At 35.2% G+C, this 12926-nt stretch carries 13 protein-coding genes; 4 read left to right on the forward strand and 9 right to left on the reverse strand.

Annotated features, from left to right (window positions below; genetic code table 11):
- Window positions 1-4: 4 nt before the first annotated feature.
- The 4 genes from NBT05_RS15970 to NBT05_RS15985 all read right to left on the reverse strand — a co-directional run bounded on the left by NBT05_RS15970 (window position 5) and on the right by NBT05_RS15985 (window position 3406).
- Window positions 5-1237: a DUF4856 domain-containing protein gene (locus NBT05_RS15970; protein WP_265770891.1), complete on the reverse strand. Its 1233-nt coding sequence runs from the start codon at window positions 1235-1237 to the stop codon at window positions 5-7.
- A gap of 253 nt (window positions 1238-1490) precedes the next feature.
- Window positions 1491-1931, reverse strand: a complete 441-nt coding sequence (locus NBT05_RS15975; RefSeq protein WP_265770892.1) for a heme-binding domain-containing protein — start codon at window positions 1929-1931, stop codon at window positions 1491-1493.
- A gap of 12 nt (window positions 1932-1943) precedes the next feature.
- Window positions 1944-2810, reverse strand: a complete 867-nt coding sequence (locus NBT05_RS15980; RefSeq protein WP_265770893.1) for a hydroxymethylglutaryl-CoA lyase — start codon at window positions 2808-2810, stop codon at window positions 1944-1946.
- A 56-nt stretch (window positions 2811-2866) separates the two neighbouring features.
- Window positions 2867-3406, reverse strand: a complete 540-nt coding sequence (locus tag NBT05_RS15985) for a LysE family translocator (protein WP_322874184.1) — start codon at window positions 3404-3406, stop codon at window positions 2867-2869.
- A gap of 466 nt (window positions 3407-3872) precedes the next feature.
- Here NBT05_RS15985 and NBT05_RS15990 point away from each other — a divergent pair, with 466 nt between their 5' ends.
- The 3 genes from NBT05_RS15990 (at window position 3873) to NBT05_RS16000 (ending at window position 6781) form a co-directional block, all read left to right on the forward strand.
- Window positions 3873-4478 carry a gliding motility-associated C-terminal domain-containing protein gene (locus NBT05_RS15990; protein WP_265770894.1) on the forward strand — a complete coding sequence of 202 codons (606 nt, stop codon included), beginning with the start codon at window positions 3873-3875 and terminating at the stop codon, window positions 4476-4478.
- Window positions 4479-4480: 2 nt separating this feature from the next.
- Window positions 4481-5392: a PorP/SprF family type IX secretion system membrane protein gene (locus NBT05_RS15995; RefSeq protein WP_265770895.1), complete on the forward strand. Its 912-nt coding sequence runs from the start codon at window positions 4481-4483 to the stop codon at window positions 5390-5392.
- Between the two features lie 225 nt (window positions 5393-5617).
- Window positions 5618-6781 carry an alpha/beta hydrolase family esterase gene (locus tag NBT05_RS16000; RefSeq protein ID WP_265770896.1) on the forward strand — a complete coding sequence of 388 codons (1164 nt, stop codon included), beginning with the start codon at window positions 5618-5620 and terminating at the stop codon, window positions 6779-6781.
- A gap of 665 nt (window positions 6782-7446) precedes the next feature.
- Here NBT05_RS16000 and NBT05_RS16005 read toward each other — a convergent pair.
- Window positions 7447-8481: a quinone-dependent dihydroorotate dehydrogenase gene (locus tag NBT05_RS16005; protein ID WP_265770897.1), complete on the reverse strand. Its 1035-nt coding sequence runs from the start codon at window positions 8479-8481 to the stop codon at window positions 7447-7449.
- A 93-nt stretch (window positions 8482-8574) separates the two neighbouring features.
- On the opposite strand from NBT05_RS16005, the gene pepT reads away from it, so the two are divergent.
- Entirely contained in the window at window positions 8575-9822 is a 1248-nt protein-coding gene (gene pepT, locus NBT05_RS16010) for a peptidase T (protein ID WP_265770898.1), read from the forward strand.
- Between the two features lie 81 nt (window positions 9823-9903).
- On the opposite strand, the gene yajC is transcribed toward pepT, so the two are convergent.
- The 4 genes from yajC to NBT05_RS16030 all read right to left on the reverse strand — a co-directional run bounded on the left by yajC (window position 9904) and on the right by NBT05_RS16030 (window position 12906).
- A complete protein-coding gene (gene yajC / locus NBT05_RS16015; protein WP_265770899.1) occupies window positions 9904-10221 on the reverse strand; it encodes a preprotein translocase subunit YajC in 318 nt (105 codons plus the stop codon).
- Window positions 10222-10247: 26 nt separating this feature from the next.
- Window positions 10248-10724, reverse strand: coding sequence for a DUF1573 domain-containing protein (locus NBT05_RS16020; RefSeq protein ID WP_265770900.1), 477 nt, complete (start codon window positions 10722-10724; stop codon window positions 10248-10250).
- 50 nt (window positions 10725-10774) lie between these two features.
- Window positions 10775-11719, reverse strand: coding sequence for a transcription antitermination factor NusB (gene nusB / locus NBT05_RS16025; RefSeq protein ID WP_265770901.1), 945 nt, complete (start codon window positions 11717-11719; stop codon window positions 10775-10777).
- A gap of 89 nt (window positions 11720-11808) precedes the next feature.
- A complete protein-coding gene (locus tag NBT05_RS16030; RefSeq protein ID WP_265770902.1) occupies window positions 11809-12906 on the reverse strand; it encodes a Glu/Leu/Phe/Val family dehydrogenase in 1098 nt (365 codons plus the stop codon).
- Window positions 12907-12926 lie beyond the last annotated feature (20 nt).

The following is a 12926-nucleotide window of genomic DNA, read 5'->3' on the forward strand; positions in this document are numbered from 1 at the left end:
TTCTTTAGCTTCCGGCTTCGGAAATTGTTATTCCGTATATAGTTGCGATATTCTCTGAAACCGTTTGTAAATCTTCTGGAGTTACCTCCCAAAATCCGGTAGTTCCAGGAAGAATTTGATTTAACCAACCTTCTACCTGTTGCCCATTTACTAAGGCTGCACTACTCATATCATTTCTGGTAAACTGAAGGCTGTAAATAAATCCATAACCTTCAGATAAATCATGAAATACATCTGCATAATCAATAGTCCCGGATTCTAGTTTTGATTTTCCTTGTTGTAAATAGTAGATAGCCCGGATGGCGATAATTTCAGAAATTTTATTTTTAAGAATACCCGCCTGTTCATCTCTAACTTCATAGTTACCGGCTACGATGGCTGCTCTACCTAATTTAAATGCATTATAAATCTCCGTTGCAATTCCAGCGTAATCTTCATCATTTTCTACTCTACCGATATATTTATTTAAAAAACTATCATCTTCTCCAATAGTAGTATTCGGATTTTCTTTATCTGCTGATGCTCCGTACACATATCCATAAGCTTCATCCCACTTGTGTTCCATATTGGTATAAGACTTCCCTTCTACCGTGACACCATTAGTATTATTTTCGCGATTATCCGCTTCATCCAGGATACCCGGGCTTAAGTAGTTATTTATAGCCTGGTCAACCATTAAGGCACCGATTAAACTTTTTGCAAACGCCTGATTCAATTCTAAGCCTTTTGCAGTTACATATCGCGTTGGAGGATTAGACCCACCTTCTTCTATACTTCCGGCAACTCCCGCGCTTGCAGTTTCTTCCCATCGTGGGAATACTTCGCTATATTGACGCTCTATCCAATCTTGAAAGGTTGATTTAATGGCAGTACCTTCCGTAGCATTAGTACCAAATAGGTCAAATGAAGCAGCTACTTTACTACGGATATTTTTATCACTATTATTTAAATTCGCATTGTTAAAATTATTTTCTCCTTCTTTATGACTGAATTGCGCCTTTAATGTTTCTATTGTTACGTTTGGATCAGTCAAATTACTAACTAATTCTTCTGCCATGGCAATACGAGTAGTTTGCCCACTGAAGCTAACAGTACTTTCGCCATCTCTTTCAAAAGAATAGGTTGTAGGTGCTTCTATTAATATAGTTTCCATATCTGTACCTTCGTCATCAGAAGAACAGGAAAATAGTAATCCGGTAATTGCAAGTGATAAAAAACTTTGTGTAAGTAGCTTCATTTTTATTTGGACTTGTTATAAATAATAAATTTGATGACAAATATACAACGGTAAGTTTCATATTACCAAATTATTTATACTAAATCTAAATAAAGATAGGTTATTAAATTGTTATCGAAATCAGTTCGAAGAAATTAAATATATAACTTGAACATATTCAGCTATTTAAACTCCTATAAACCGGGAAAAAGATCAGCAATTACCATTTTTTTACTGAAGTAATACTTGTAATTACTTTTTAAAATCTTAAGTTTTAATACTTTTTACGAAGCTCTGTTGCCCAGTTAATTAAGTCTTTTTTTTCTGCTTCTGTTAAATCTCCATGAAGCCATGTATAAGATAATAAGGGCATTTCACCTTCTTCTACTTCTTCAATTAATTCTTCCAGTTTGTGGTCTTTTTTCTTATCACTATACGTTGCCCAATCCGAAACATTAAAATGTTCTTTTCCTTCTTCTATATGATGGTCAATAAAAAAGGAAAAAGGGGCAATAGAAGCATACCAGGGATAAACGCTGTGATTACTATGACAATCGTAACAATCTGTTTTAAAAATTTGTTGTACGCCGGGAGTGATATTGGTTTCTTTTTCAAAAAGCTCAACTGATTGATATCCTGCATCATTTTTTGCAGGGTTAAAAAATTGCAGTACAACTATAAGAACAACAATAAGGATAAATATTTTCTTTTTCATAAATTGAAGTGGTTAATGATAAGTACTAAATAATTGAGATGCCTGGTTATGACTAGATTCAAAACTCATCATCCTAACGTTAGTATTTGATTTTTGGGTGGTAAAATAAGAAAGCATTTTTTCGGTTGGCATGTTACCGGTTAATTCATCTTTAGCCATGGGGCATCCGCCAAATCCCTGAATGGCTCCGTCAAACCTTCGGCATCCGGCTTCATAGGCTGCCACTACTTTTTCAAACCAATGAGTAGGTGTCGTATGTAAATGTGCTCCAAATTCAATGTGCGGATATTCTTTAATTACATTTTTAAAAAGATACGAAATCACTTCGGGTGAAGAGGTACCTACGGTGTCAGATAGTGAGATAATAGATACCCCCATACCACTTAACTTTTCCGTCCATTGACCTACAATATCTACATTCCAGGGATCTCCGTAGGGATTACCAAACCCCATGGATAAATAAGCCACTACTTCTTTTCCGGTATTGTTTGCAATCGCTAATATTTGTTGAAGTACTTTTATAGACTGCGCGATGGTTTTATGAGTATTACGCATCTGAAAATTTTCTGAAATACTAAAAGGGTATCCTAAATAGGTAATCGCTTCAAATTTTGCAGCATCTTCTGCTCCTCTTACATTTGCTACAATCGCTAATAATTTACTCTTAGTTTTACTTAAATCCAGACCTTTTAATACCGTTGCAGTATCCTGCATTTGAGGTATGGCTTTAGGAGAAACAAAACTTCCAAAATCCAAGGTATCAAATCCACATTGTAATAAAGACTGTATGTACCGTATTTTAGTGGCTGTAGGTATAAATTGCTTGATACCCTGCATGGCATCCCTAGGACATTCGATTATTTTAACCGTCTCATTCATTAAGTAATTACTCCTCAGATTTTTTTAGCAGATCATAGTAGCGGATAAAAGTATCACTATTTTTTTGAAAATAATATAAAAATACCAATCCCGGTAAAAACAAGAATCTGTAACCATTTAAAGAACATAACAATCTTTTGGGATTGACGTAATTTTGACGAGATGTAGTTGGCCATGAAGGCAATGCTTAGAAATACAATAAAAGAAACAATAATAAAAACACCGCCTAAAATTAAAAACTGAAAGGTCTCCGAAAGCTGTTTGCTAAATAAAAACCCCGGAAAAAAAGCGAGGAAGAATAAAGAAACTTTAGGGTTCAATAAATTCATCCATACGCCTTTCTTATAATATTCCAATATGCTCTTCTTATTATCCGGAGTTTGAAAAGTAATATTTGAATCACTTCTAAACACCTGAAAAGCCAGGTAAAACAAGTAAATTGCACCAGCTATCTTTAGAATCTGAAATAGTAAATTATTTTGTTTAATCAATATAGAAACTCCAAAAGCTATCAGCAATGTGTGCACCACACAACCGGACATTAACCCTAAGATGGTTGCGATTCCTTGTCGTTTGCCGTGTGATAGGCTTACCACCGCTACATAGATATTATCCGGACCCGGACTTACCGCTAATAAAGCAACTGAGAAGATAAATGCAAAAAGAATTTCGATAATCTAGGATTTTACTTATGCAAAATATACAATTGACCTCATTAAATCAAAAAGAACTTCTTCCCGGGTTTTAGTCTGCAATTTACTACATTTGTCAACTTAAGGTTCTTCACACCTATGGATGAAGTGGTTTAAATTTTTCGTAATTGGCTGCAAAATGTTCTTTTTCACTTACTTTTTACCATTTTTAAGTTCCGTAATTATGGCTATGCAACTAAAAAATAATTTCAATTAAGCAAAAAATACCTATTTTTCGCTTCAATCAGAAAAGTTTGAATCATTTCAATGAATTTAGAAATTTATGATATATAGGACTATTTATTACTTTATCTTTTGTTTGTTATTACTAGTATCGTCAGTAAGAGCAGACAATTACTTAAAGTCTGCAATGCAAGCCGTACCCACTTGTACAACTACCATCATTCCAACCGCTACGCAAGACAATGTTCCGGTCAACCTTCGTTTTGAATGGAACGCTGCAGCCAGGGCTTCCGGATATTTTATCTCTATAGGTACTTCAGAAAATACGGAGGATATTCTAACCCGTACGGATGTAAACAACACTACTACGTATCTACCTTCTAATCTTTTACCCTTCAGAACCGAACTCTTTGTTAAAATCATACCCTATAACGGTATCGGTGAAGCTCAAGATTGTGAATCAATAAGGTTTATAACAGAAGATGAACCTTTTGTTGCTCCTAAAACTTTGAAAGGTTTTTCACCTAACGGGGATGGTATTAATGATCGTTGGGAAATCGCCAATATTGAAGACTATCCTCAAAACGAAGTATATATATATAATCGATGGGGTTCCTTAGTTTTTAAAACAAAAGGCTACGACAATAAGGAAAATATTTTTAAAGGTATTGCGAACCAAGGTACTAATATTGGTGCCGATGAATTACCGGAGGGTACTTACTTCTATCAGGTTATTAACGTTCCATCCGGGGCAATTGACCGACCTAAAGGAATGGTGATCATAAAAAGATAGTGATGCGACATTTATTACAAAAATTAGTCATAATCGGTTTTTTATCTTTTGTTCAGGCTTTGTCCGGTCAGCAACTTCCTTCATTTGATCAATATTATTACAATAATGTTCTGATTAACCCTGCTTACGCTGGTTTTCCTGAATTTATAGAAATTATCACCAGTACTACTCAAACCTTTACCGGTTTTGAAGGGAATCCCAGAACTATTAATTTAACCGGAAATGCTCCGGTTTTTGACCGCCAGGGAGGAATTAGTGCCGGATATACCCGGGATGAGGTTGGAGTTACCAGTGCTACTAAATTTTTTGCTTCGTATGCTTACCGAATTGATTTGGACAATAATTATGACAATATTCAATGGTGGCATTATAACCCTACCTTTATTTCATTCGGTTTGCAAACTAGTTTATTGTTCTTAGAAAATAACTTACTATCATTGGGAGTCGAAGGAGATCCTGTTTTTCAGGATATTATAGATGTAACTATTCCTACCGCGAATATTGGTATTTTATTAAATGAAAAAGAGTTTTTTGTAGGGCTTTCCGTAATTCAGTTATTTCCTAATATTTTCTTTTCTGAGAAGAACATAAAATTACAAAGTTCTTATCAATTACACGGTGGTTATTACTGGGTAATAACTGGTAACAGTCCATTAGTTATAAAACCTCATACGCTTTTAAAATATGTACCTAACGCCCCGGCGCAATTGGATATCAACCTAGCAGCAAAATTTAAAAACGGGCTGGAGATCGGAACTGGGTATCGCTCTGATGATACGCTTAACTTTGTTGCGGGATTCTACTTTTACAAAAGATGGCGCGCGATGTATACCCTAAATCAAAGCTTTAACAATAACCCTATTAGCGGACGCCATGGTTTGGTATTAAGTTATCAATTTGGGAACGGATATTAGGAGGTTAAAAATTACTATTTTTAAAACGCTAATTATTTTCGTACATATCTTTGGAACAAACAGTAATATCTCACTTCTATTCTTTTTACAAATACAATTTTCCCTGTAAGTAATGAACCTGAATTCATTTTTTGTATGATCTCAAATTACTAAATTTGCCTTTATATTTAATCATCACATTATCTATTATAATTTAAAATCTTAAACTAAAATTTAAAACTTTGCATGATGAAAAAAACGTACCCTTTACTTATTATTAGTATTGTACTCTTATTATTAAGTACTTCTTTCTCGCAACTTCAGGCACAGAAATTACTGAAAGGTTCTCTAATGGTCGACGGAGTTCGCAGAACTTACAAAATATTCATACCCTCAAAATATCGTCCGGGTAAGAAAGTCCCTTTACTTTTAAACTTTCATGGATATACCATGAACGCGGGATTGATGGTTGCATACGCTGAATTCCGACCAATTGCTAACCGCGAAAATTTTATTGTAGTGTATCCTCAAGGCTTAAGGGATTTTACAGATACCACTCATTTTAATGTTGGATGGGGTAACAGTAATGTGGATGACCTTGCTTTTACTAAAGCCTTATTAAATCAAGTAGAAGCTACCTATTCTATTGATAAAAAAAGAATTTATAGTACCGGTTTTTCAAACGGAGGTTTTTTTAGTTATAAACTAGCCTGTGAACTTAGTGGTCGTATTGCAGCTATCGCCTCAGTTGCCGGTAGTGTAACTCGCGGACAATTTGCCAATTGTCCAACAGTACATCAAATGCCAATATTGGAAATTCACGGTACTAATGATGAAACGGTTGATTATAATGGTAGTGACTTATTTACACCAATTCCTGATGTGTTATCTTATTGGATTAATTTTAATAACACTCGTAGCGTTCCTCAAACCCGTCAAGTACGTAACAAGGCATGGTGGGACGGATCTACCGTTACCGAACTGACATATTCAGGTGGTAAAAATGGTGCAATTGTAAAACATTTTAGGGTAAATAATGGAGAACATTCATGGCCAGGAACTTTTGTTCCCTTTGGAACCAATTTTGATATCAAAGCCTCCAGGGAAGTGTGGAACTTTTTATCACAATATGATATAAACGGATTAAGAAAAGGTGCGAATAAAAGTACGCTCTCTTCAGAAGGTACTGAAGAAGCTATTAGTTTTTATTTTGATGTAAACTCAAGCATTCTAGCTGTTGATCAGGTTAAGAATGATGGTCAACCATATGCCGTAGTTTCTATGGAAGGTAAATTAGTAGACAAAGGTGTTTTATTTAAAGATGATAATTACATCAACCTTTCTACGCTTTCTACCGGAATGTATGTTTTAACCACAGCTGAAGAATCCTATAAGTTTATTAAAAAATAAAGGGGACCCTACAAGTTTCTAATGTAAAGATGCTTCTAATAAGGTTATTCCTAGTTAGAAGCATTTTTTTGTAATTTACCTTAATTTCTAAGGATTTAAAGGAAAAATTATAATAAGACTTGTAAGATTATAGCTAGCTCAACATAAAATAACATGAATCTTTATATAAAGTTAATTTGTTATGCAACGTGAATTATTCTATGGTATTGATTTTTAATATGGTAATAGTTAATCTTGATTCCTGAATCTAGAAGCGATAGCGACCTGCCCGTCTGCAGGCGGGTTTTAATTCTTTACCGGATATTAATATTTCTAAAAGAAAAAATTTAAAGAATCAAAGTGAAGACTGCAATCATATTTCCAGGGAAGAGGATTCTTTAATTTGAAGGCTCTATATTTTATTTATGAAAATTCATTTCGCTCTAGTTTAAATAAGCGTTGTTAATATAAGTTAGCGATATTAATATTATTACATAAAATACTGATAATCAGATTTTAAAATTAGCATCATTAAAAACATCCTTCCCCAACCCTTCCTTCGAAGGAAGGGAGCAAAAAAGTCTCCCTTTGATGAGAGATTTAGAGGGATGTTCAGCATTATTTTGATAACAACGCTAATTTAAACTAGAGCCATTCATTTTAATATTGATCTCGTTATCAATATATTAGTACTGTTCCAACAATGCCGTATTAATATCTTTAATCAATCCCGGACCTTTATAAATAAACCCTGTATACACCTGAACCAGACTGGCACCTGCATCTATCTTTTCTAAAGCATCCTCAGCAGAATGTATTCCTCCTACTCCGATAATAGGAAATGACCCATTACTCTTTTCAGATAAGTAGCGAATTACTTCGGTGCTCTTTTTTCGGATAGGTTTTCCGCTTAATCCCCCATTTCCAATAGCGGTTAATTTTTCCTGGGAAGTATGTAATCCTTCTCTATCAACTGATGTATTACTGGCAATTACTCCATCCAATCTAGTTTTCTGAACCAATTCAACAATTTCGTCCAATTGTTGCCTGTTTAAATCCGGAGCAATCTTTAAAACAATCGGCTTTTGAACCGAAAAAGAGGTATTTGCTTTTTGAACTTCTTTAATCAATTCTTCCAGATAATCCTTATCATTTAATTTGGCGTGGCTTCCTACATTTGGGCAACTTACGTTAAGCACAAAGTAATCCACATAGGGATGTAATTGATTAAAACAAGTCAGATAATCCCTAGTATAGTCTTCTGGCTTCGTATACGTATTTTTCCCAATGTTCCCGCCAATAATTAATTTGGAATTTCGTTTTTTTAAGCGTTGGCAGATAGCTTCTAGTCCGTCGTTGTTAAATCCCATTCGGTTGATAATCGCTTCATCTTCTATTAAGCGAAATAACCGGGTTTTAGGATTTCCTTCCTGTGCTTCCGGGGTCACGGTTCCAATCTCAATAAATCCAAAACCAAAATTTTCAAGTTCCTTATATAAGACTGCATTTTTATCAAAACCGGCAGCAAGCCCGACCGGGTTTTTAAACGTTAACCCAAAAACCTTACGTTCCAGACGTGAATCTTCAATAGCAAATTGTTTTTTTATAATGCCTATAGCCCCTGGTATTTTAGCAATCCTACGAATCCAGCCAAAGGTAAAATAATGTACTTTTTCCGGATCAAATTTAAACAGAAGCGGTTTGATAAGCTGTTGATACATAATTTTACCTTTACGTGCAAAAATACTATAACCAATTGGTATTAAAAATAGATTAAAACGTATTTTTAAAACGAATAGTAAAAACAGGACTTTATGGTAAGTAAACAGGAAATTATTGACCGATTTATCAGTTATGTTACGATTGACACAGAAAGTGACCCGGAAAGTCCTACTACGCCAAGTACCGAAAAACAGTGGGTATTAGCGAGGAAATTAACCGAGGAACTCAAGGTAATGGGAATGCAGGACGTCACTATTGACAATAACGCTTATGTAATGGCTACCTTACCAGCAACCACTTCTGATCTGGCACCAGTCATAGGGTTTATCTCGCATTTTGATACCTCACCTGATTTTACCGGGGCAAATGTTGTTCCTCAAATTATAGAAAATTACGACGGTGAACCTATACTCTTAAGTAAAGAACAAGAATTATACTTATCCCCAGATGAGTTTGAGGAATTACTACTTTACAAAGGTCAAACGTTGATTACTACGGATGGTACTACCCTTCTAGGAGCTGATGATAAAGCGGGAATTACGGAAATTATGACCGCCATGCAATATCTCATACAACATCCTGAGATTAAACATGGTAAAATTAAAGTAGGCTTTACCCCGGATGAAGAGATTGGTAGAGGAGCCCATAAGTTTGATGTAAAAAAGTTTGGTGCGGATTGGGCGTATACGATGGATGGAAGTCAAATTGGCGAACTGGAATACGAAAATTTTAACGCCGCTAGTGCCATTGTTAGAATTCAAGGGAAAATAGTACATCCGGGATATGCTAAAGGTAAAATGGTAAATAGCTTGTATATCGCACAGGACTTTATTGCTGCTTTACCCCGTATGGAAACCCCGGAACATACTACTGGTCGCGAAGGTTTTTTCCATTTGCATGATATTAAAGGTGATGTGGATTACACCGAATTACATTATATCATCCGAGATCATGATAAATCCCAATTTGAAGCCCGAAAGAATAAAATTGCTGAAATAGCAAAGAACTTGAATGAACAATACAAAGCTGAAAGAATTACTGTGGAAATTCAAGATCAATACTTTAATATGCGAGAAAAGATTGAATCGAAAATGCATATTGTAACTATCGCTGAGAAAGCCATTATAAAAGCAGGTATTGAACCTATCATCAAACCGATTCGCGGAGGTACTGATGGTTCTCAACTTAGTTTTATGGGTCTTCCCTGCCCCAACATTTTTGCCGGAGGTCATAATTTTCATGGCCGATATGAATTTGTTCCGGTAGAAAGCATGCTAAAAGCAGTAGAAGTTATTGTTAATATTGCACAACTTACAGTTTCAGAAAAATTTGATGAATAGCAAAAAAAATCAATAAAAAACCCGTAAAAAATAATTTACGGGTTTTTTATTTAGGAAAAAGCCAAAGGTAGTAGTAGGAAACTACGCTTTTGCTTTTATCTTTTTATCTACAGCCGTTTGCGGTTGCACATTTAGTTTCTGGCTCATTTCCAAAGATATTGCTGATTTATCAAAAGTCAGTTTTCCGGAACCGGTCTCAATAATTACAGCATTATTTTTTTCGCTAAAATCAAATACTTTACCGTGCAAGCCACTTTTTGTAACAATACGGTCTCCTTTTTTTAGTTCTTCAGCAAACTTACGTTCCTTTTTTGCTTTTTGCATTTGCGGACGTATCATAAAAAAATACATCACTACAAAAATTAAGATAAAAGGAGCAAACTGTTGTATGGCTTCCATAGATTATTGTTAAGCAATTGTTTTGTTTAGGCTCCAGTTTCAGCTGTTTCTGCTGCTGCCTTAGGAGCTACCATTGCTTTTATTTTTATTACTTCCTTACCAGCTTCAGTGTTAGCAGTAATGGTTACTTGCTTATTTTGCTGATTTGGCTTTCCAGATGAATTGAATTTAACTAACATCTCTCCTTCTTCACCCGGAGCGATAGGTTCTTTTGGCCATTCAGGAACCGTACAGCCACAACTTCCTTTTGCACTAACGATTACTAAAGGTGCACTACCTGTATTCTTAAATTTAAAGTTGTGCTCAACTACATCACCTTCGTTAATATCACCGAAATCATGCTCGGTCTCTGTAAATGTCATTACAGGAAACTCAGAATTTTCAGCGTCACGCTCTGCCGCGTCAGCTACGTTTTCTTCATTTACCTTCTTTGCTGCGTCGTCTTTACAAGAAGTAAATGTAAAAGCCAAAACTCCAGCTAAAATTAAAATTCCTTTTTTCATTACTTGGGTTTTTGATTATTGTAAAGGGCAAAAATACTATTTTTTTTCAACTACATAAGGCCTCGCCCTATTTTATTTAATTTACCGTCCATTTCATACTCTTTTGATATTTTATCTAAAATACCATTGATAAAAATACTACTCTTAGGTGTACTGTACTCTTTGGCAATTTCCAGGTACTCATTAATCGTCACTTTAACCGGTATGGATGGGAATTGGGTAAACTCACAAATAGCCATTTTTATGACGGCTTTATCCAATTCTGCAATCCGGTCTTTATCCCAGTTAGGAGTCCTCCCTTCAATTTCTTTTGCATACTCAACTCCATTTAAGGTAGTTTTCTTAAATATTAAACGGGCAAAGGATTCATCTTCCATATCCTTATATAAAGAAGGTAACTTCAATTCTTCCGTATGCTTCGGTTTTATTTTTTTAAAGAACTTTATAATATTGGTATTGACAAGGGGCAGGTCATCGATCCAGGTTAATCTTTTATCCTCCAGGTAATCGTACAACTTTTCGTTAGGAGCAACAATATTTCTGAAGATATCAATAATAAACTGCTGATCCTTTTTAAAAGAAGTTTCCGGAGCTTCCATATATTCTTTATAATAAGAACTTTCTTTGATTTCTCTCCATAAAATTCTTACGTACTCATCATCTAGGTCCCAGTAGTTAAGCTTTTTTCTTTCAATATACTGTTTTAGCTCTTTATTGATAGAAAGTATTTGTAGAATCGGATTATCTACAAATCTTCGATTAGGATTAATATCCGCTTCTGTAGCCAGATGCTTTTTTTTCTCCAGATTCTGAATATTTTCCGCATGCTTTCGGATTTCAACCAGTAATTGTAGTTGAATTATAAATAGTTCGTACATTTGGTTCAGGCTGTACAATAAGAATTTCTCTTCTTTCGCAAAATCGTCTTTTTGGGTTTGCTCAATAGCATAAAGCGACTGCATCACCTTTACTCGAATATGTCTTCTTGTTAACATCTATTTATTTACAAAGAACTACGGAATAAAACAGCGAAAACCTTTCTGATTTTCGCCAGCAAAAATACTATTATTTTTAAACCTGTTCTTTAATTCATCATTTTTCTACGAATTATTCTTTCTTTTGCGATTGCCATCGCTGCAGTCAACGTTGTAGTTCTGTCAGAAGCTGCCTTTTGTAGAATATCTAAGGTAGTATGATATATGTTTTCGGTTCTTTGTGTGATCTCTTCTTCTCCATATCCGGCAATTTCAGCGTTTACATTTATAATTCCTCCTGCATTAATTAAAAAGTCCGGAGCATATACAATTCCTCTCTGTTGAAGCATTTTACCATGTAGGTTTTCATCAGCCAATTGGTTATTTGCCGCTCCTGCTACAATACTTGCTTTCAATTGTGGTATACTTTGATCATTTAGCGTAGCTCCCAGAGCGCAGGGAGCATAAATATCCATATCCTGCATATAAATTTGTGTATTGTCCACAATGATTGCCTGGTATTTTTCCTGTACCTCTAAGAGCTTATCTGTATTAATATCTGATATATAAACATTTGCATCTTCTTCACTTAAAAGACGAACCAGTTCTTCACCTACGTGCCCTACCCCTTCTACCAGAATTTTTTTACCGGTCAGCCGGTCAGAACCATAGGTATATTTAGCTGCGGCTTTCATACCCATATATACTCCATACGCGGTAACCGGAGAGGGATTGCCAGCTCCTCCTCTATTTTTTGATATTCCCGTTACGAACGGAGTAACCTCACGGATGGTATCCATATCTTCAGTTTCCATCCCAACATCTTCGGCGGTGTAATACGTTCCGCTTAAAGAGTGTACGAATCTACCAAAACGTCGCATTAAGTCGGGGGTTTTTAATTGCTTAGGATTTCCTATAATAACGGCTTTACCGCCACCTAAATTCAAGTTGGTAATAGCTGCTTTATAGGTCATTCCACGAGATAGACGTAATACATCATTCAATGCCTGGCTTTCGTTCTGATACGCATACATCCGGGTACCACCCAATGCAGGTCCTAATACTGTGTTATGAACACCAATTATTGCCTTCAAACCTGTATCTTTATCCTGACAAAAAACAACCTGTTCATGTTCATCAAAAGATGAATGCCCAAAAACCGGATTTTCAGTAGTTGTAGTTGTGTTGGTAATAACAGTAGTACTCATATTGGTTATTATTAGATTCG

Origin of the sequence: Aquimarina sp. ERC-38, from assembly GCF_026222555.1 — a bacterium.
In the GTDB taxonomy this organism is placed as follows: Bacteria; Bacteroidota; Bacteroidia; order Flavobacteriales; family Flavobacteriaceae; genus Aquimarina.